At 37.0% G+C, this 20,234-nt stretch carries 19 protein-coding genes; 11 read left to right on the top strand and 8 right to left on the bottom strand.

Going from position 1 to position 20,234, the window contains the following annotated elements:
* Positions 1 to 4: 4 nt before the first annotated feature.
* The 7 genes from MSBRM_RS18560 to MSBRM_RS18530 form a co-directional block, all read right to left on the bottom strand.
* The gene (locus tag MSBRM_RS18560) at positions 5 to 292 is read right to left on the bottom strand and encodes a hypothetical protein (RefSeq protein WP_155400482.1); all 288 of its coding nucleotides are present in this window, start codon (positions 290 to 292) and stop codon (positions 5 to 7) included.
* 350 nt (positions 293 to 642) lie between these two features.
* A complete protein-coding gene (gene fhcD / locus MSBRM_RS18555; RefSeq protein WP_048156626.1) occupies positions 643 to 1,536 on the bottom strand; it encodes a formylmethanofuran--tetrahydromethanopterin N-formyltransferase in 894 nt (297 codons plus the stop codon).
* 863 nt (positions 1,537 to 2,399) lie between these two features.
* Complete coding sequence (locus MSBRM_RS18550) at positions 2,400 to 2,906, bottom strand: chemotaxis protein CheD (protein ID WP_048122619.1); 507 nt, start codon at positions 2,904 to 2,906, stop codon at positions 2,400 to 2,402.
* Positions 2,907 to 3,114: 208 nt separating this feature from the next.
* The gene (locus MSBRM_RS18545) at positions 3,115 to 4,011 is read right to left on the bottom strand and encodes a CheR family methyltransferase (RefSeq protein ID WP_048122617.1); all 897 of its coding nucleotides are present in this window, start codon (positions 4,009 to 4,011) and stop codon (positions 3,115 to 3,117) included.
* Between the two features lie 62 nt (positions 4,012 to 4,073).
* Positions 4,074 to 5,774: a chemotaxis protein CheA gene (locus MSBRM_RS18540; RefSeq protein WP_048156623.1), complete on the bottom strand. Its 1,701-nt coding sequence runs from the start codon at positions 5,772 to 5,774 to the stop codon at positions 4,074 to 4,076.
* 237 nt (positions 5,775 to 6,011) lie between these two features.
* Positions 6,012 to 6,371 (bottom strand): response regulator, encoded by a 360-nt coding sequence (locus MSBRM_RS19825; protein ID WP_230629388.1) that lies wholly within the window; start codon positions 6,369 to 6,371, stop codon positions 6,012 to 6,014.
* 520 nt (positions 6,372 to 6,891) lie between these two features.
* Positions 6,892 to 7,257 (bottom strand): response regulator, encoded by a 366-nt coding sequence (locus MSBRM_RS18530; RefSeq protein ID WP_048122613.1) that lies wholly within the window; start codon positions 7,255 to 7,257, stop codon positions 6,892 to 6,894.
* Between the two features lie 1,011 nt (positions 7,258 to 8,268).
* Between MSBRM_RS18530 and MSBRM_RS18525 the strand changes: the two genes are divergently transcribed.
* The 11 genes from MSBRM_RS18525 (at position 8,269) to MSBRM_RS18480 (ending at position 17,680) form a co-directional block, all read left to right on the top strand.
* Entirely contained in the window at positions 8,269 to 8,643 is a 375-nt protein-coding gene (locus tag MSBRM_RS18525) for a response regulator (protein WP_048122612.1), read from the top strand.
* Positions 8,644 to 9,021: 378 nt separating this feature from the next.
* Entirely contained in the window at positions 9,022 to 11,091 is a 2,070-nt protein-coding gene (locus tag MSBRM_RS18520; protein WP_048123680.1) for a methyl-accepting chemotaxis protein, read from the top strand.
* 28 nt (positions 11,092 to 11,119) lie between these two features.
* Positions 11,120 to 11,641, top strand: a complete 522-nt coding sequence (locus MSBRM_RS18515; RefSeq protein WP_048122610.1) for a chemotaxis protein CheW — start codon at positions 11,120 to 11,122, stop codon at positions 11,639 to 11,641.
* 120 nt (positions 11,642 to 11,761) lie between these two features.
* Complete coding sequence (locus MSBRM_RS21580) at positions 11,762 to 12,343, top strand: GntT/GntP/DsdX family permease (RefSeq protein ID WP_052712952.1); 582 nt, start codon at positions 11,762 to 11,764, stop codon at positions 12,341 to 12,343.
* A gap of 109 nt (positions 12,344 to 12,452) precedes the next feature.
* Positions 12,453 to 12,578, top strand: coding sequence for a hypothetical protein (locus tag MSBRM_RS21835; RefSeq protein ID WP_255361910.1), 126 nt, complete (start codon positions 12,453 to 12,455; stop codon positions 12,576 to 12,578).
* Between the two features lie 346 nt (positions 12,579 to 12,924).
* Positions 12,925 to 13,392, top strand: coding sequence for a metal-dependent transcriptional regulator (locus MSBRM_RS18505; protein WP_048122608.1), 468 nt, complete (start codon positions 12,925 to 12,927; stop codon positions 13,390 to 13,392).
* A 351-nt stretch (positions 13,393 to 13,743) separates the two neighbouring features.
* Positions 13,744 to 14,718 (top strand): metal ABC transporter solute-binding protein, Zn/Mn family, encoded by a 975-nt coding sequence (locus MSBRM_RS18500; RefSeq protein ID WP_048122606.1) that lies wholly within the window; start codon positions 13,744 to 13,746, stop codon positions 14,716 to 14,718.
* A gap of 394 nt (positions 14,719 to 15,112) precedes the next feature.
* A complete protein-coding gene (locus tag MSBRM_RS18495; protein WP_048157216.1) occupies positions 15,113 to 15,877 on the top strand; it encodes a metal ABC transporter ATP-binding protein in 765 nt (254 codons plus the stop codon).
* Positions 15,878 to 15,931: 54 nt separating this feature from the next.
* A complete protein-coding gene (locus tag MSBRM_RS18490) occupies positions 15,932 to 16,756 on the top strand; it encodes a metal ABC transporter permease (protein WP_048122604.1) in 825 nt (274 codons plus the stop codon).
* Between the two features lie 168 nt (positions 16,757 to 16,924).
* Complete coding sequence (locus tag MSBRM_RS18485) at positions 16,925 to 17,110, top strand: hypothetical protein (RefSeq protein WP_048122602.1); 186 nt, start codon at positions 16,925 to 16,927, stop codon at positions 17,108 to 17,110.
* Between the two features lie 114 nt (positions 17,111 to 17,224).
* Entirely contained in the window at positions 17,225 to 17,680 is a 456-nt protein-coding gene (locus tag MSBRM_RS18480) for a hypothetical protein (protein ID WP_048122600.1), read from the top strand.
* Positions 17,681 to 18,314: 634 nt separating this feature from the next.
* Here the strand turns inward: MSBRM_RS18480 and MSBRM_RS18475 are convergent.
* A complete protein-coding gene (locus tag MSBRM_RS18475) occupies positions 18,315 to 20,054 on the bottom strand; it encodes a tetratricopeptide repeat protein (RefSeq protein WP_052712951.1) in 1,740 nt (579 codons plus the stop codon).
* Positions 20,055 to 20,234 lie beyond the last annotated feature (180 nt).

Here is a 20,234-nt window from a genome sequence, read left to right as displayed (position 1 = left end):
GTATCTAAAGTCTTTGATATTCCCTAATACGCTGGTGTTCTGGAACCCTGGTTCCTGAATATTCTTCTTTTTTCTGATATTCCTGGAATCTTTCTCTCCATACTTTTTGGAATCTTTCTCTCCATACTTTTTGGAATCTTTCTCTCCATACTTTTTGGAATCTTTCTCTCCATACTTTTTGGAATCTTTCTCTCCATACTTTTTGGAATCTTTTTCTTCGTATTTCCCTGGGGCCATTGGGTCTAGTACTCCTGATATTTATAAACATCTTTATAAAATTATATGTAATCAATTGGTGTTCTTGAGAGCACTAAAACAGATCGAATAACATTATTATGCTATTTATATAGAGAGCTGTCCAAAAAGCCATTTTACTCTTAATCGTTGGAAATTCTCAGAATTGTTTTTAAATTCTCAGAATTGTTTTCATGATCATGAGTTTGATTGATTATTCAAATAAAGGGCTCAAGAAGTAAATTTTAAGTTTTGGGATGAACTCGGTATTAAAAATTATCCAGAATAGTCAACCTTTTATTTTTCTTTATATTCTATCCGATATTATATGATTATCCTTACATAAGGGCTAAAAATGAGAATAAAAAAGAATAGAGAAGAAAGTAAAAAAGGAAAAGGTTTTAGAGTTCAGAAGAGTTCGTGAAGTTTAAACTGATATTTACCAAGCTTTCCGCCATAGTTTCCTGCTGATATTTTCTTAACGCCCGGAACAGTTACAGCGGCTTTAATTCCTGCTTTCATGGCAGCTTTTATGTTTTCTTCATCAAGCCCGTTAATAACAATTTCATAAACAGCATTGACATCTGCCGGGATTTCAGTGTTTTCAACCTTATCCTTTATGGAAGGGCAGAATCTCTCGTTAGCAGTAGCTTTCAGGAACTTGTATTTGTTTGCTCCGGATTTAGATCCGCTGGCTACAATGCCACCAGGGAAGGGGGTAATTGTACCTTCAAGTTCTGCAATTGCATCAACAGCAGCTTCGGCTGCGGTCAGGGCGGTCATCTGGGAGTCTCCGAAGATGAAGAAGTTTCCGCCTGCAATTCCAGCTATAGCTCCTATATTTTCTTCGGCCAGGAAGTCTCCTTCCATAATTGGCATCTTAAATACCTTGCGGCCTGCAATTTGGGTTTCGGATTCCATGCCGTCTGAGAAGAACTTGAGTTTAAAGCCTACATTAAACTGTTTTTCAGCTTCAGGAAGTCCATTAAAGACTGCAGTTGTAGGGGCTGTAAGTACACACTGTCCAATTCTTTCAAGGAGCTGCTCTTCCAGAGCTTCGTACTTGAAAGTGCAGATCTGGACATAAACTCCAGGTCTGCCATCAGGAGTCTCGCTGGGGCTTGCTAATTTCTCAATTCCGGCTTCAGCAGGACACATTATAACGGATGTTGCAAAGCCTGTAGCTTCAGTAGCTGCCACAAGGGCCCAGCGCTTGGTAGCAGCTGTTATGAGTACCCGTGCAATTTTGATCGGAAACGCTTCTGCATATGTATCTTCGATTTCTACTCCGTTGATTTCCATAAAAATCTCCCATTTGCTTAGTTATTGCTATCTTGAAACTAGTTCGCGAGTTGTCAGGTTTGGTTTCCCTGTTTTCTCGTCTTCTATAAGCTTTTATAACTTTTCAGATATCTTACAGATGACTGAGAATATAGTATTTACTCAAGGGTTACTCAAAGAATTTTGAAGTAGTGCTCAGAGTATTATCTAAAGCGTACTTAATGTATACTTAATGAGCTGATCCCAAAACTCAAAATTGCTTCTCTGAATCCTGTATTCCGAACAATCAATCAAGTTTCTGATCATGAAAACAATCCTGAAAATTCTTGATGATTAAGAACGAAATGACTTTTGGGATAGGCTCAATGTATACTTCAAGTGTACTCGTAGTATTAACCTGAAGTACACTTAGTGTATTGCTCAAAGTATACTTAAACTGTACTAAGAGTGTACTCAAGTATATTCAGAGTGTCACTTTACCTTAGATCTAGCCTCAGATACAGATTTAAAGTTTTATGTTACTTTTGTTTTCTTTTGCTTTATTAATGGAACTAATAATGTAATTATAATATTTATATCAAATATATAATTTTTCAGAGAAACGATGAAGAAACGAAAGTGAATTCAAAAATGAACAGTTTGAAAAAACAGTTTGAAAAAATAATTTACTTTAAAAATCCAAAAGCATTTCTCAATATTACTTCAACAATGTCAAAAAGTAAAAAGAACTAAATGTAAGAACAGATTAAAAGTAAAAACAAACGAAAGAATATATGAATGAAAGTAAGAACAGATTGAAAGTAAAAATAAGTAAAACGTAATAATAAATAAGGAAATGTAGATAAAAATAAAAACCGATTAACGATAGAAACCAATTGATTCTTTTATATTATCTTATCTTTTCTCAAAATAGTCCTTATTAGGATATCGCCAGTAGAAGTATCAAGAGTTACTGTACGTCCATAATTTTTGCCGGTATCCTCGGCTATAATTGGTATTTCAAACTTTTCCAGGGTGATTTTGGCACATTTTATATTTCTTTTCCCTATGTTCAGGTTCCGATTTTCAAACATATGTGCTCCCCCGACAAGTTTTGCTTCAAGCCTTTTTCTGGATGAGCCTTTTCTTAGTATCTCAGCTGCAAGGTACTCTATACCGGAATCAGTATATTTTAAAGGGTTGTCTTTTATTTTTTCATCACTTATACTCGGAAGCATCGTATGGACAAGCCCACCTATTCTCTCCTGCCTATCATAGAGTGTTATGCTTAAACATGAGCCCAATCCGAAGGTTTTAATTTTAATTGGACTCTTGGTCAATGCACAGGCTCCTATTCCCACTACAATTACGCCTGAGTTAGTCGTCTTGAAGAACCCTCCTGGTTTAGAAATTTCTCTGTTATGATAATTATTAAAAGTTTTTTAGGAGCTGCTTAGACATTGCTTAGGAACTATTTAAAATGATTTATACTTTCTTTAAAAAATTTGTTTAAAAAATGTTCAAAATTTATTTACAATTGTTGTATCCTGAAATTATTTTGCAGGTTCTTCGTATTCGCTTAAATTCCTCAGGTTCTTGACCTTTTCCATAAATGTCTTTTTATATTTCCTTTATGTACAGGCGCTCTCTTGTATTGTAAGGTCTAAAGAGACTTGATGCATTCCCAAGCAGTGTTTCGGACTTTCCTATTATAAAAAATCCTCCTTTTCCAAGAGCCTTGTAGAAATTAAGCTGTAATTGTTCCTGAATTCCTTTTTTAAAATATATCATTACATTTCGGCAGACAATAATATCAAAATGATCGATTCTCTGGTCTGAAATCAAATCGTGACGTTTAAATTGAGTTATATTCTTAAAATCGTCTATTACCTGGTAATTATCTCCCTGTTTCAAGAAATAACGTTCTTTTGTGCCTGAATCAAGATTTTTAAGTGAGTTTTCATTGTAAATACCTTTTTTGGCTTTTTCCAGACTTTGAGTATCAATATCCGTACCTATAATTTTTATTCTATACTTATTAAAGTCGTTTTTCAGGATCCTGTGTAGCAGGATAGCAAGGGAATAGGCCTCTTCCCCTGCTGCACAACCGGCACTCCAGATGCGAATTGATCGGATAAATAGCCCTGATCTGTTTTTAACAAGAGAAGGAATAACCTCTTTTTCGATTATTCTGAAGGTTTCGGGATTTCGGAAAAACTCACTGACATTTACAGTAAGAGCGTCAAGAAGAAATTCGTACTCTTGCGGATCTTCCTTTAAAAGTTTCAGATATGCTCCATAACTCTCAGAATTGGTGGCTCGAACGCGCACGTTAATTCTACGCCTGAAATGGGCTTCCTTATAATATTCACAGTTAAAGCCGGTGTTTCCACTAATATTTCTTTTTAACAGTTCAAAGCCCAGATCTTTTTCCAGATTTTGACATGTATTTATCTCTTTATTTGTTTTTTTATTTATTTCACTATCATTTGCCTTTCTAATTGGACCGTTACCCATTTCTTCACCGACAGTACTTTTATCCAGGCTTTTTTTATTTCCATTAAAGTTTCTTACTTATTTCAAATCAGGGAGTTGACATCGATAATTAAAATAACGTTTCCGTCGCCCAGAATTGTTGCTCCTGCAAATCCTCTGGTATTGCCAAGAAGCTTGCTTTTGAAGCTTTTTACTATTACTTCCTGTTTTCCAAGCAGTTCATCCACGACTATTCCAATATATTGCCCGTGTTTTTCAACCAGAACTACGAAAATATTGTTCTCGTCGTCATCATCAGGTAGCTGAAACTGCCTTCTCAATCTAAAAAGTGGAAGAATTTTATTGTCTATTAAAATGACTTCCCGTCCTTTAATATGCTTGATTTCCTGCGAGCTAAATTCAATGTTTTTCACTATGCTTGTGAAGGGAATTGCGTATTTTTCCTTTCCAACTCTTACCAGTATGGCCTGATAAACCGCAACGGTTAAAGGTAGTTTCAATTCGAAACTGGAACCCAGTCCAGGCTTTGATTCGACTTTTACGGATCCTCCAAGGCGCTCAACTCTGTTTTTTACAACATCCATTCCTATTCCTCTTCCGGAGATGTCGGTAACATTGTCAGAAGTACTGAGACCTGGAGTAAAGATCAGCTGCATTGCTTCCTCTTCCTGAAGCTGCTCCGCACTTTCTCTTGAAATAATTCCTTTCTTTAATGCAATTTTCCTGATTTCATTAGTGTCTATTCCAAATCCATCATCTTCTATTCTAATAAGGACAAAATTTTCCTGTCTTGAAGCTGTAATCAGTATAGCGCCATTCTCTTTTTTTCCAAGTTCTACACGCTTCTCCGGAATTTCGATTCCGTGATCTACTGCATTTCTTAACAGGTGCACTAGGGAATCCCCGATTTCTTCGAGAATAGTTCTATCGAGCTTGAGTTCTTTCCCTTTGATTATAAAATCGATTTTTTTGTTTTGTATGCGTGCAAGATCTCTAATCATTCTGGGATAGATGTAGGTGATATGATCCAGAGGTACCATTCTTGCCTCTATCACTTCGTCTTGCAGTTCTCTTGTTAGTTTATGAAAATCTGAGAGTGCAACCTCAAGCTCCTTGGATTTCAGGTTGCGTGTAAGCTCATTTATTCTACTTCGGTTAATTACGAGCTCGCCCACGAGATTCATCAATTTATCGAGCTGTTCGGTACTGATTCTTGGGTTCTGAACAATTTTCACTTTAGGACTCGATTTTGGATAAACTGGGGTTTTTTCTTCCTTCTCTGGTTGATAGATTTCTTTTGTCGTTTTTTTCTTTGCAGGTAGGAGTTTATTTTCGATTCTTTGAATGGAGACTTTTTCAGAAGAATCATTTACTTCCCTTAACGTTTTTATCACTTCGTAGACGTCAGGATAGAACTCGCATTTATTAGCTGTCACTTTTTTTCCTTTTTCGGGCTTATCTCCTTCACTTTCACAGATATTTTCTACAAGCCCTTCAAGGGTATCCACACATACCAGGAGAACATCAATCAAAGAAGAATTAAGTACAATTTGCCGCGTGCGCAGCCTGTCTATCAAACTTTCCATTTCATGCGTTAACTCTACAATTTGTTTGAACCCCATAGTTGCAGACATGCCTTTGAATGTATGAGCTGCACGAAATAACGTATTCATATGTTCCGTATTTTCAGGATTATTCTCAAGTACCAGTAGGGAATCGCTCAACTCTTTAATGTTTTTCTCTGACTCTGCCCTGAAAATGCCCATATATTTTGACATATCCATAATTTTCCCTGCCTTTCTGGAAGTTCATATTTTTAGATGGTTTCTCAACACAGAGTTCAATTTGGGATTGAGTTCTAGATTTAGTCTCGTATTCAATTCTGTTTTAATCCCTACATCTGTTTTAGTTCCAACATTTGTTTAGTCTCTGTTCTGTTTTAATTCCAATATTTATTTAGTCCCTATTTCTGTTTTAGTCCCAGCATTTGTTTAGTCTCTGTTCTGTTTTAATCCCAATACTTATTTAGTCCGTACTTCTGTTTTGGCTTTTACAGCTGCACAGATTTTTCTGCAAATTTCTTCTGCCATATCTGGCATGTTCTGACTAAGAATCCCTTCAGGCTTCTGGATTACATTCACTGCTCTGTATTCAAAGGCTGTAAGTGTAATTTCCTCAGCTCTTTTTCCAAGGGCTGAAATCATCACAACAGGATTCGGACACTCATTTATAATCCGAGCGAGAGTCTTAAGGCCGTCAAGAATAGGCATAACATTGTCTAGAAGAACGACATCATACACCAACTTTTTAATTTTCTCAAAACTGTCCTTTCCATTGAATACCGTTCCTACTACTCTGAGATTTGGGTCTTGACTGAGAATATCGGAAAGGAGTTTACGAATTAAAGCAGAATCGTCTCTATGAGTGCGCAGATAGTCATCTCAAGCACTTTCCTTTAAATATAATATTTATTTTATAATAGCTTTATCTAATAACTTTATCTAATAATTTCTATCTAATAATTTCTATCTAAGAATCTTAACAATAGAATCTTAACAATAGAATCTTAACAATAGTCTGATTTAACATAGCTTAATTTGTGTAGCTTCAGTTAAATTCAGTTTAATGTAGCTTCAGTTAAGTTAATTCAGGTTTAATGTAGCTTCAGTTGTTTGATTTTACATAGCTTCAGTTGTTTTTTCAATATAGCGTTAATTGCTTTATTTAATGCAGCCTCATTTAACGCAATTTTATGCAATAATAGCCTTATTTGCCATTATCTTTAAATAAGGTCTAATTAGGTTCAGCAATTTTTCTTGTTAATTGCTTTATTTAATGCAGCCTCATTTAACGCAATTTTATGCAATAATAGCCTTATTTGCCATTATCTTTAAATAAGGTCTAATTAGGTTCAGCAATTTTTCTTATTACATCGAGCATTCCATCAGGCTCAAAAGGCTTTACTATAAAGCCCATAGCTCCTATCTTCATTGATTCGGTTATGAGGGCCTGTTGACCAATGGAGGAGCACATTACTATTTTTGCCTCAGGATCCATAATAAGAAGTTTTTTCAATGCCTCTTTTCCATCCATATCTGGCATAATTATATCCATTAACACAATATCTGGCTTTACTTCAAAATAAATTTGAATTGCTTCTTCCCCATCATTAACTTCAGCAACAACTTCATGTCCGTGCATCAGAAGAATATCTTTAATAATCATCCGCATAAATTCGGCATCGTCCACGATCATAATTCTGGCCATGCATTTCCCTTCTTACGTTCTTGAACAAGCGACAATATCGGATGATATTTACACCTCTGTTTTTTGGAATGTTCTGATACTTTATTCCTGCCTTTGCCGAATCTAGCCTCTTATCCGAATATTCTCCACAAAGTCATGCTATGAATCAAAGGACCTAATTTAAAAATTATTTGAGGTTAACAAATGTAACCAACCTAGTTTATTTGTTAAGGCATATTTATCCTAATTGTGTAGAAAAATATATGCGAAACCTGCTATATTAAATTTTTTAATTATCTTTATAAAAATTAGAGATCAAAATTTATTTAAATACTCTGGTTAATTGACACGTTAACAAACTATTTACAGAAATTACCGGCTCTTTCTCAATCTTCAGCCGAGTTCCAGTTTTGATCTTCAAATTTAAATAAAACATTAATTATATTATTTCCTATATATAAAATGTTTCTCTGTTTGTTTTAAATTCAATCTGGTACTAATTTCAATTTTTTTTTCCTGAACACTGACATCTAAAATGATACCTAAATTTAAATAAAATATTTTTATTTCTTTTTGTATATTGAATATATGTATCTAAATTTTGCAAATAAATTTATATTTTCCCGAACTTCATATATTACTGTAAATTGAAAGATAACCTTGGAACAATTTGCAGGTATCAAGTATACCTGTTGAAGATAGAGTAATATTTTCATAACTTTCTGTCCCTAGGTTTAGGGAGGACTAAGGTATACATGCTGAAGATATAAGGAAATATTTCATTTCATATTTTCTTGTTTCAGACCTTATTAGAAGATTATTATTCACTATAAAATTCAATTCATTAGAAAATTCATTACTCAGCGTTTCTTTGACAAAATCTCACTTACAAAATCTTGTTTACAAAAAATCTCGCTTACAAAAAGTCCAGCTTACAAAATCTTATTTACAAAAAGTCCAGTTTACAAAATCTTATTTACAAAAAGTCCAGCTTACAAAATCTTCAAGCAACCACCTTAGGAGTAGATTTGAGTGCCTGAAATCCTTATTGTTGAAGATAATTTACTTAATCTGACCGTTGAAGCAGACTTACTCAAGTCCTTTGGACATGAGCCAAAAAAGGCGAAAAATGGTTTTGAAGCTCTCGAAATTCTCAATGAAGCAAAAATTGACCTGATATTGCTTGATATGGAGCTTCCGAAAATGCACGGCCTTGAATTGCTTCAAAAAATCAAACTTAACCCTGAAACTCGGAGTATAAAGGTAGTTGCAGTCACAGGTTACTCTGATCCTGAATGTAAAGAAAAGTTCCTTAAAGCCGGATGCTATGCTGTTCTTGCCAAACCTATAAACTTTGGCGACTTTGGCTCACAGGTCGAGTATTTTCTTACAATAACTGACTCTTGAAGATATAATGTATATGCGAAAATAAAAAGACAGTCGTAATACATATGCGGAAAATAAAGAGACAGTCGCAGTATAATATACGAAAATACAAAAGCGTTTGCCTAAAGGGCAGACTCGGTAGAGGTCTAGTGAGATATTGAGTGAAACCGGATTAAACTCACAGTACTTAATTTTGTATTACATTCTCTTTTTTAATAAATCAAAAAATTTATCAACTCTTAAATAGTCTGTATTGAATAACTGGTTGGGAAGATTAGGCAGTCTTCATAGAAGCATTTCCGCATGTTCACTTCACTTGGCGGTTACGACTGATAGGTTAACAGTCTATGTAAACTGGATATGTATAGTGGTGGAGAAGCTGAGGCAAGGGTGAGGAAAATGTATAAAAACACAAAAATAGGGCATCTAGTGGTAGGCTTTGCTCTTCTTCTTGTTTTGATTTTTTTTGTTGGGTACACAAGCTATCAAGGTATGAACGATATTGAAAAAAAGAGCCGAGCCATTCAAAACATGACCTCCATCGTGGATAACATGCAAGGGGCTCTGCAAGCCCAGGAAAGTTATGTTATTTATGGCGACCCGGTTTATAAGAACGAGACTTATAACCATCTTGCTCTTGTGCCCTCCCAGGCAGCTATCTCTAAAGAAATATATCTTGGCTACCTTGATCCTGTAAACCAAGATCATATGGACTCTATCCTGAAAACGTCCGACGAATTTGATGAAACTTTTAACAGCTACGTTAAAGCAGAAGACGAAGAGGTGGCCCTTAGAGCCGACATCGTCTCAAACGGTGATCTTATTTTGCAAAAAGCAGATGAGATTTATCAAGATCAGATGCTTCAATATCACCAATATGCAGGAAATGGTTCTTCAGGTGAAGTTCTCCAGCAAAAGTTATCCAATGCTCAGGAAGCCCAGAAAATCAGCATACTTGCAATGGAAGCTCAAAACGAATACCAGAATTATATAATTACTCCCGAAAATCAATATGCGGAAAATTTCAGCCAACGAACGGAAAATATAACTGAAGTTACTACTAATCTGAAAACGCAGACGGGGGCAACTGAAAATCTTGAACGTGGAAATATAATAATTACTAGAGCTCGACAGATCCAGAATGATTTTAATCGCCTGAAAATTCTTAAAGAGGAAAAGGCGGTTGAAGTAAAAAAAATGGAAAACATAGCCGCACAGGTTAAAAAAGATGCTGAAGCTGCCAGTAACGATCAGAAAGAGAAACTTAACACCCTGATAATAGATTCTATAAATAAGATCTTTCTCGTTACTTTTCTTTCAATACTTGTCGGGGTTTTACTTGTTTTTGTTATTCTTAATGTTTATAGAAAACCCATATATGAATTACTTAAAGCCGCAGACAGAATCTCTGGAGGGGATCTGAGTGTTGAGATTAAAGGAAACTCGAGAAGTGAAATCTCTCAACTCTCACAAGCTTTTAAATCGATGGTTGAAAACCTTCGTAGCCTGATAAAAGGAATTCAGGAAATTTCGGTTCACCTTTCTACACTTTCAGAAGAAATGTCTGCTTCTTCTGAGGAAGTGGCTTCAGCTTCAAGGAAAATTTCTGACACTGCAACTGAAATCTCAGATGGGACCGAAGTGCAGAGTACAAAAATAGTGGATATAACTCGTGCAATGCAGGACATGACACACAATATCCAGGAAATTGCGGAGAATACCCAGAAAGTTTCTAAAAATACTAATCTTGTCAATAACACTATCAATGACATTGGAAATGCCTCAAGAGAACTCTTGGTAAAAATGGACCATATTTGCTTCTCTGTTGATGAAACTAAGGAAGTGATAACGGAGCTTGACTCCAAGTCTCAACAAATCAATGAAATTGTAACTCTTATTACCAGGATTGCCGACCAGACAAATATGCTTGCGCTGAATGCTGCAATTGAGGCTGCCCGGGCTGGTGAGCACGGCAGGGGTTTTTCTGTTGTAGCCGATGAGGTCCGAAAACTTGCCGACGAATCCGGCCGTGCTGCTAATAACATTTCTAGTCTAATTGATGAAATAAGAGGCAGTATCAGTGAAACCGTGGAAAGTATAGAGGCCAGTAAAAAAGATGTGCAGGCTGGTTCGCTATCTGTTAATAACGCAGTTGAAATGGTTTCAGGGATTGTAACTACAATCAATGAAATTACAAATATGGTAGAAGATGTTGCAGCTGCTACAGAAGAGCAGTCCGCATCCATTGAAGAAATCACTTCCACTCTGGAGGATATTTCCTCAATTTCGGAGCAGTCCGCTGCAGGAACCCAGGAAACTGCTGCAGCTCTCGAAGAGCAGAGTGCTTCAATGTCAGAACTTGCCAACATGGCTAGTGACCTTTCCTTACTCGGGGAAAGAATGAAAAAAGCTACGGAAAAATTCAAACTTGGTAACTTAAAAGAAGGGTCAGAAAATAAGTCAAGTTAAAATTTCTGAGCTAGTTTGAGGAATTCAAATGTTTGAAGAAACATTAGATGAAGGTTCAGGATTTTCGGAAGAAAGTCTTCGCTTAGTGACCTTTGAGCTTTCAGGTGAAGAGTTCGGAGTAGATATTATGCAGGTCTCCGAAGTTATTCCGGTTCCGAGGATCACCCGAATTCCTCAGACTCCGGAATGCGTAAAAGGACTCATTAACCTGCGGGGAAAGATCCTCGTAGTGATAGACCTTAACAAGCGGCTTGATTTCAGATCAAAAGAGACTGACAGCCTGTCCAGAATTATCATAGTGGAGGTTAAAGATACAATTCTTGGAATGCTTGTAAATTCCGTAAAGGAGGTCATGAACCTGCCACTTTCCTCAATTCAGCCACCTCCTGAGATGATCAAATCGAAAATCAATGCGGAATACCTGGTAGGCGTTGGAAAAGTAGGGAACAGGCTTCTTATTCTACTAAATCTTGCAAGAGTACTCGGAGAAGAAGAAATTGAAGAGCTCAGTGGACTATCCTCTCCTGATGAGGATGTTTCAACTGAGTAAACTACCTCTACTAAATTTGAAAGTTAATGGGGAAGAAGTTGGAATGTGGGAATAATGGAGAAAATGTTTAAACTGAGTAAATGGCGTCCTCTCCAAAAAATGATATTTAAACTTGCTTAATTGTTTTCTCTTGAAATAGACTGCTTAAACTCGCCGGGCGACTTTCATATTCTTGCCTATGTTATCTTCATTCCAATAGCTAAAGAGTTGGCTGCCAGGCTCGATAACCCCTCTATTTCCACTGCAACAGTCCTTGCACTCGGAGCTGTTGCCTCGTTTAACCTTGTCTATCCTTCACCTGTAGTAATCTCGGCAGCAGAAGAATTATCGGCTAACGTGGACAGGCTTTTTATTCTGGGAATTCTTAACGCAGTTTCCACTTCCATTGCAAGTTACCTTTATTCCAAAAATCTGAATAAGTTTGGAACTGTCGATCTTTCGAACAGAGTAAAGGCAAAGATAGTTGAGGTTCAGGAAAGAGATTCAGGGATATATACAAGCCCTGCCGAAAGGTCCCGAAGGCTTGAGGCTTACTCTCCAATCTTTTTCCCTTTACTTCTTATTCTCTTTCAGACAGGCTTTGAACACGCTCATCCTGTACTCACCTTTCTGGGAAACCCGAATATTGCACTTCTTATAAGAGTCCTTCTCCATCTTTTCTGGAAGAAAGCTCGGATTTCTCTTACTGAAGGAATTGATTGAAATAGCTGTGAGACGAAGCGGGTTTGTCCTTCTTGACCTTTGCGGAGGAGGCTCTATCGGGGCAACTCTTGCTACGACCGGGGTAGGATAAGCTCTTGGCAGGTTTTTCTTGCAGTTGAGCCTTCCTCATATCCTTGTTCCTTTTCTCGTTGCCGCAGCCCTTCAAACCGTTCAGGGATCAAGGGTTGCGACCATGCTTATCGCACCTTCTTTTTTAATGCCCTTGTTTCCTTAACTTGGGTTTCCTACGGAAATCGTTATCCTTTCAATGGCTTCCAGGTACTTTTCTAATTTCCCATGTTAATGATCCTTTCTTCTGGATTTTCGGAGAGCTTGCAGAACTGGGACCATCTAAGGTCTTCGGGTCAAATACCTTTGGAAGCGCCTTGATGGGTATCGTAAGTTTCCTGCTGATCTCTGCTGTGTATATTTTCTTTTACTGATTTTTTTCTTTTACTGGGAGGTTTAAATTCTACTCTTCCATCATTCATCCCGCTTTTCTAATTTTGCCACAGTAAAACTATAACTTCATAATTTGGTATGTAGCAAACAATAAATACCAGTTTTTTATATTTCTCTATATGAATGAGCAAAGTTATCCTGAATTTACAGGCCTTGAACTCTCTCCGAGAAAGGTAGATTATCTCAAGTTCATTCTTGAAAAAGGAGGTACTGTAAAAACTACAGAGATCTCTTCAGGTCTGCAGGTAGACCCTTCAACCACAACCAAGACCTTAAATGAGCTTGCAAGTGCAGGCTACCTGAATCATGTTCCTTATAGGGGTGTGAATCTGACGGAACTGGGTAAGGCATATACGCAATTTCTTATTCGAAGGCACAGGATCCTCAGTCTTCTTCTAACCCATTACGGCCTTTCTTCGGAGGAAGCATGTAGTGAAGTTTCGCGTTTTGAGGCTTTCGTCTCAAGGGATGCTATAAATAAAATCTGCAGCTCAATGGGTCATCCAATGTTTGGAGTATGCGGAAAAATCAGCCATGAAAATGTCTGTATGAAGGAAATAGCTATTGAACATCTAACGAAATACTAAACAATAAGATATACAGTGTATTTTGTCTCATTAAGCGCTAATTAAAACGTTTTAAGTGTTATAGGGACGTTAATAGAACGCTAGTGTAATGCTAATTGAAGTATTAATGGTGCATAAAACTGCGAGTAAGCTTCAAAATACATTTGGGTTTACACCAAAAATATCTCGTGAATGACTCAAAATTTGGGTATATTCCAAATATAATCTTTAACATAATTTGGGTATATGCAGCTTTCTCCTCGATAGCGGTCTTATCTAATCAAAAACAAGTTCAGAAGTCAAGTAAAGTTCAGAAGTCAAGTAAAGTTCAGAAGTCAAGTAAAAGTGAAACGAAGAAAGCGAGATCTAATTATGAATCTGAAAATTCTACCTTTATTGGTGCTCTTGACTGTTGGCCTGAGCCTTTTTGCTAGTGGCTGTACAGGTCCAGGTGACTCCCAAACTAATGAGAGTACAGGACAGGAAGCTGAAGTAGCAGGATCTAATCAGCCTATAACCGTAGCTGTAAGTGTGCTTCCTCAGGCTGAGTTTGTAGAGAAAGTGGGGGGAGACAAAGTAAAAACTGTTGTCATAATCCCTCCTGGAGCAGACCCACACACCTATGAACCTTCTCCAAAAGAAATAGAAAATGTGAGTAAAGCCAGTATGTATGTTACAGTCGGCATCGATATGCCCTTTGAGGAAGTCTGGATTAACAGGTTCGAATCTATTAACAGTGGAACTCTTATTGTAAACTCTTCTAATGGAATCAAGCTCAGGGAACTTGCTGCTCACGATCATCACGATGGGGAGGGAGCAGAGGAACATGCAGGAGAATCTGAAGCTGACCATGAAGAAACTGAATTGGACCCCCATATATGGACATCTCCTTCAAATGCAAAAATAATGGTCGAGAACATTTATGAAGGACTTGCCAAAATAGATCCTGAAAACAAGACTTACTATGCTCAGAACAGAGATGCCTATCTTAAGGAGCTGAATGCTCTGGATGCAAGGATTCGCGAAAAGCTTGAGGGGAAAACGGAAAGAAACTTCATTGTTTATCATCCTGCCTGGGGCTATTTTGCGGTGGATTACAATCTCACTATGATTCCAGTTGAGATCGAAGGAAAAGAGCCGAGTGCTCAGGATCTGGCGGAGCTTGTAGATCTTGCAAAGGAAAAGAACGTTAAAATAATCTTTATCCAGCCCCAGACAAGTACGCAGAGTGCACAAGCCGTAGCTGAAGAGATAGGTGGTGAGGTTGTAGCTGTAGACCCGCTTGCAAAGGATTACATCGCAAATATGGATAACGTATCTGATATTTTTGCCAGAAACCTTGTATGAAGTCAGTAAAGTACGAAGTCAGTAAAGTACGAAGTCAGTAAAGTACGAAGTCAGTAAAGTACGAAGTCAGTAAAGTACGAAGTCAGTAAAGTACGAAGTCAGTAAGGTACAAAGTCAGTAAGGTACAAAGTCAGTAAGGTACGAAGTCAGTAAGGTACGAAGTCAGTAAGGTACGAAGTCAGTAAGGTACGAAGTCAGTAAGGTACAAAGTCAGTAAGGTACAAAGTCAGTAAGGTACAAAGTCAGTAAGGTACGAGGTCAGTAAAATTAGCATTTAAGTTCTGGTAAGGTCAACCACTCAAATTTCGTATCTAAATATCAAAAGATTGTAATCCGATAAATAAAAACGATGATAAAAAACGATGATAAAAAACGATATTCTGAAGGGAAGGAAATGGAGACGGTTATAGAACTGAAAGATGTCTGGGTTCGTTATGGAACTCAGACGATTCTTGAGGCAATCAATTTTGAGTTAAAAGAGCCTAATGGACTGCTTGGGATTATCGGACCTAATGGGGGAGGAAAGACCACATTTCTAAAAGTGCTCCTTGGACTTTTGAAACCTTATAAGGGCAGTGTAAAGCTCTTTGGGAAACCACCCGAAAAGAGCAGAGAGCTTGTAGGCTATGTTCCTCAATACAAAGGTTTCGATTTTGACTTTCCTATAAGTGTCTGGGAAGTAGTTCTCACAGGCAGGATGAGCCATACGGGTTTTCGGAAAAAGTATAGAGAAGAAGACAAAAAGGCTGCAGAAGAAGCCCTGAGGATGGTAGAAATGTTCCAGTACAAGGACCGTCAGATTGGGCAGCTTTCTGGTGGGCAGCGGCAGAGAGTCTTTATTGCGAGAGCTCTTGCCACAAACCCCAAACTTTTGCTTCTTGACGAACCAAATTCCGGGCTTGATCCGCATATGCAGGATGAACTCTACCGCCTGCTGAACAGGCTCAAGCAGGAGATGGCAGTCATCATGGTTACTCACGACCTCAGCGCGGTTTCTATTTATGTCGACAAAATAGCCTGCTTAAACCGTACTCTCCATTACCATAACTCCAGAGAAATCCCGGTTGAAGATCTTGAAGCTACCTACCAGTGTCCTGTTGAACTGATTGCTCATGGAATACCTCACAGGGTTTTGAGTAACCATGAGGAAAACTCCTGAAGATCAGGACCTGTTCGAAAAGGACTGACTCGAAAAACAGATGGAGAAATAAGAATGTTTAATTTTCTGCAATATACCTTTATCCAGAATGCTCTTGCAGCCGCAGTTCTTGCAAGTATAGCCTGCGGGATTATAGGAGTCTATGTTGTCGTCAAAAAAATAGTCTTCATAAGTGGGGGAATAGCTCATGCTTCCTTTGGAGGTGTTGGGCTGGGCTATTACCTCGGAATTAACCCTATGTTCGGAGTTCTTCCCTTCAGCTTGCTTTCGGCTCTTGTCATGGGAACAGTGAGCAAGAGGTCTAAAATCCCCGAAGACAGTGCTATAGGCATACTCTGGTCTCTTGGAATGGCGCTCGGAATAATTTTTGTCTATTTAACTCCTGGATATGCTCCTGATCTTATGACCTATCTATTTGGAAATATTCTAACAGTACCCCGCTCCGACCTTTACTTTATGTTAGCTCTTGATGTAGTAATAGTAGGTGCAGTTTACTTACTTTATAAGGAATTCCTTGCCCTTTGTTTTGATGAAGAATTCACAACCGTGCAGGGCCTTCCTACTGAGAAGCTTTACCTTTTCCTGCTCTGCATAATTGCTCTAACAATTGTGGTGCTTATTAAGGTCGTGGGTATTATCCTTGTAATTGCTCTTCTCACCATTCCTGCTTCCCTGAGCCGTAAATTCACCCATAACCTGAAGCGTATGATGCTGATTTCCATGGTCTTTGGAACTATAATCAGCGTTACAGGAATAGGTCTTTCATATGCTCTGGATGTCCCATCCGGTGCGACTATTATTCTCGTACTGAGCCTTGTATATGGGGTTGTGGCTTTCGGAATGGAAATGCTTGAGAATAGAAGAAGTTCAAGGGCTTAAAAATCCCTGAACTCCATTTTAAAGGTTTTAAATGGGTGTTTACAACTTATTCAAGACTGGTTCAGAATATTTTGAATAGCTATTCAGGACTTTTACAGTATTGGGGATAAATTATACTATAATTATATTTATTCAGTTTTATTAAGACATAATTTTATATATGGTGAGATGCTAGAGCCTAAATGTTTAATTGATTATATTTTACAGGATCCAGTACTAAACCTCTCAGGCTGGATTCATGGAGAGAAAAACGGATCTGAAGCATTAACCCATGTGCGTACAACCGCTTCGAGTGGGGAAGCGACGGAAACGCCGGTGATTAACACAATGGATTTATTTGGAGCCACCCTTTAGATAATCCAGTAAGTCTATCTGAAAGTTAATCAAAGCAACTGATTAAACCCGTTATATGAAACTGAAGCCACCAGGCTATTCACTAAAATTAATTTTTGCAATCAGGGTGATAAAATGGATCGTGATACAACCCGGGATCAAAATATAAAAGAAAATGAGACTTTTGATGGAGACTGCCTCGATCTTCCGGATATCCCCCTTCCGGAGACCGACAACGTTCTATACTCAATCCTGAACTCCTTAAACCAGAACATCGCAGATTTTCACACCTTTGTGAAGTTCAACCCCTATCTGTCTGAAGAACATCTTAATGTTGAATTGCTTAAAAGAAGCATGGGCATTCACAGGGACTTTGCAGCTCTTTTCCTGCACACCAAAGAAGAGCTGGTTTTTACTTATCCCGAATTTATAGAAAAAACAGAAAAATTGCTGTTTAAGGGAAATGTTGGTACCGACTGCATAAAATATACCCACAAATTATGCAGGGCAATAAGCGACTATAAAATAGCCCTGCACAGAGAAGGTTATTTGCCTGACCTGAGAAGACAGCTACCGCTAGTTGATCTATAATCATCCGGCAATTTACTTTTTTCTGTCAAATTCCTCTTTTTCATCAGGATTCAAAGCCAGGCTTCTACTTTTTTATATTTTAAGATTCTAATAATTCTATTAACTCTATTAATTCTAATAATTCTATTAATTCTATTAATTCTAATAATTTTATGAATTAAATATGCTTCTCAAACTCTATTTTTACTGAATGCAGAAAGGAAATTCCTTCTATTATATCTCAACTTCCTTTGTATTTTACGGTACTTCCAGAATTTTATATTTCGTTTTCAGTACATCCGTAGTTTTATATAACTACAAGCTCTCTGAATTGTCAGGCATCTGTAAAAAACGGTGTCTTTGAAAATCGGTATTTAAAAACGGTATTAAAAAACGGCATTTAAAAAACGGTATCTTAAAAACGGTTCTTAAAAAACGGTTCTTAAAAAACGGTTCTTAAAAAACGGTATCTTAAAAAACGGTTCTTAAAAAACGGTATCTTAAAAAACGGTATCTTAAAAAACGGTATCTTAAAAAACGGTATCTTAAAAAACGGTATCTTAAAAAACGGTATCTTAAAAAACGGTATCTTAAAAACAGATGCCTATATTATTCAGTATCTGAGTCTTTTTTATTTTCGTTATCCAACAAAGTTTCATAATTTTATTTCATTCATTTTGCAGAAATTAGTTAGTTCCTCAATGTTGCCTGCAACTATTTTGTTATATTCTGGATATGAATTTTCTGTGAATATTTTCAGAGCTTCTCGATATGCTTCTATTGCCTTCTTGCAGTTTAGTGCCTTTTCTTCCACTTCTGCCAGTGTACTGTATGCATTTCCGATATTGTTCTGGGTCATAGCATAGTCCATTGGAAACTCTTTTACAGTTGTGATTTTCAGGGCCTTTTGAAATGCTTCTATTGCCTTCTTGCAGTTTAGTGCCTTTTCTTCCACTTCTGCCAGTGTACTGTATGCATTTCCGATATTGTTCTGGGTCATAGCATAGTCCATTGGAAACTCTTTTACAGTTGTGATTTTCAGGGCCTTTTGAAATGCTTCTATTGCCTTCTTGTAGCTTAGTGCCTTTTCTTCTACTTCTGCCAGTGTACTGTGTGCATTTCCGATATTGTTCTGGGTCATAGCATATTTTATTGGAAACTGTTCCACAGTTCTGATTTTCAGAGCTTCTCGATATGCTTTGATCGCGACTTTCATGTAGCTTGCTTTCTGTAGTTTTACAGAGCCAATTTCATATGCTCGGTTTCCTATTTTGAATAATTCGTCTGGAGTTTCTGCAAAAATCGATAGCAATTCTTCAAAAACAGAAAGTCCAGAGTGATTTAATTCCACAATATCTTCAAGATAGGCTTCTTCTGCCCAGATTCTATCTATATCTTTTTCTTTTATTTTCGTAAACTCTTTTTCACATAATTTTTCGATAAGTTCTTCCCACTGATATTTTTCTTTCTTTATACCTTCGTTCTCAGAAACTTTCTGTATTTTATCAAGTTGAAAAATTTGGTCTTCGTTATAAACACCGCAGATGTAAAGCTTTTTGACAGCTTTTAAAACAGATTTTTCTTCAGAAGTACACTCTTTAAATCTTCTATCCATTTCAGCTAAAGGCATGAAAATTGAGCCTACAGTCTTATTGAATCTGATTTCATTCCAATGTCGATCAACATTTTCTGCTATTTCTTTTCCCTGCTGTTCCGAAATTTCGTTTACTTCAATAATTTGATCGAAAATCCCGGTTTCTAAATCTAGATTTTTGTCCAGCATCCTTTTCTTTGTTTTGTTGTATTCTACTTCGGAACGGCATGTTGCTATAAGGTTAATTTTGTTTTTCCGACAGACTTCAAACAAATATTCAAAATTTTGCTGTTCTACGAAACGATGTAAGTCATCGATAAACATCAATTTGGGTTTCCAGAATTTCATTTGCCTGGGCAAAATAAAAGATTCTATCTCTATATCGGTGGATCTTGGAATTATAAGATCATGCTTTTTTGATTTTATCAAAGATTCGTAAATCATTCTGGTTTTTCCAGCAAGAGGTGGACCTACTATCAGTACACTTTTTTCATTATCCAGGCAATTCCAAACCTTTTCGTCTTCAGGTCTTAAAAAATAATATTCGTTAAAAGGTCTGTTTCCCAGAACTTCTTCTTTCCCTATTGAAGTTGAATTTTTCCATGTGAGGTTAAATAGACTCCTTAGCTTTTTCTGTCTTTCCCGATAGTTTTTATAAAGTGTGTGTGAGGCACTTATCATTGCTAAGAGTAAAGGAACCAAGATTCCAAGTTTTGCTTCAACAGATAGATTTGAATAAATTGAGACTAATTGAGAACCAGAGTCAGTTATATTTTGTATCAGAAAACTCGAATTAGTCATTTTTAGAAACCTTCTCAGAAAAAACTGTTTTTAATATTATTCTTGATCTTATTTGTCATTTAAAACCTAAGAATTTTAAATATATCGATATATTCTTATTTTTTAATAAGTGGACAAAAGTCAGTATATCAAATATTCACAATATCAAAAAAGCAAAAAATGGATCAAAAGAGAAAAAGT

This window comes from Methanosarcina barkeri MS (assembly GCF_000970025.1).
Classification (GTDB): domain Archaea; phylum Halobacteriota; class Methanosarcinia; order Methanosarcinales; family Methanosarcinaceae; genus Methanosarcina; species Methanosarcina barkeri.
This window is presented reverse-complemented; position numbering and strand designations above follow the sequence as displayed.

Coding starts and splice junctions, on each gene's coding strand:
- fhcD (WP_048156626.1), bottom strand. CDS start 1,536: ATGGAAATCAACGGAGTAGAAATCGAAGATACATATGCAGAAGCGTTT.
- MSBRM_RS18495 (WP_048157216.1), top strand. CDS start 15,113: ATGGAGACGGTTATAGAACTGAAAGATGTCTGGGTTCGTTATGGAACT.
- MSBRM_RS18505 (WP_048122608.1), top strand. CDS start 12,925: ATGAATGAGCAAAGTTATCCTGAATTTACAGGCCTTGAACTCTCTCCG.
- MSBRM_RS18520 (WP_048123680.1), top strand. CDS start 9,022: ATGTATAAAAACACAAAAATAGGGCATCTAGTGGTAGGCTTTGCTCTT.
- MSBRM_RS18490 (WP_048122604.1), top strand. CDS start 15,932: ATGTTTAATTTTCTGCAATATACCTTTATCCAGAATGCTCTTGCAGCC.
- MSBRM_RS18480 (WP_048122600.1), top strand. CDS start 17,225: ATGGATCGTGATACAACCCGGGATCAAAATATAAAAGAAAATGAGACT.
- MSBRM_RS18475 (WP_052712951.1), bottom strand. CDS start 20,054: ATGACTAATTCGAGTTTTCTGATACAAAATATAACTGACTCTGGTTCT.
- MSBRM_RS18485 (WP_048122602.1), top strand. CDS start 16,925: ATGCTAGAGCCTAAATGTTTAATTGATTATATTTTACAGGATCCAGTA.
- MSBRM_RS18540 (WP_048156623.1), bottom strand. CDS start 5,774: ATGGATATGTCAAAATATATGGGCATTTTCAGGGCAGAGTCAGAGAAA.
- MSBRM_RS18515 (WP_048122610.1), top strand. CDS start 11,120: ATGTTTGAAGAAACATTAGATGAAGGTTCAGGATTTTCGGAAGAAAGT.
- MSBRM_RS18545 (WP_048122617.1), bottom strand. CDS start 4,011: ATGGGTAACGGTCCAATTAGAAAGGCAAATGATAGTGAAATAAATAAA.
- MSBRM_RS18500 (WP_048122606.1), top strand. CDS start 13,744: ATGAATCTGAAAATTCTACCTTTATTGGTGCTCTTGACTGTTGGCCTG.
- MSBRM_RS18530 (WP_048122613.1), bottom strand. CDS start 7,257: ATGGCCAGAATTATGATCGTGGACGATGCCGAATTTATGCGGATGATT.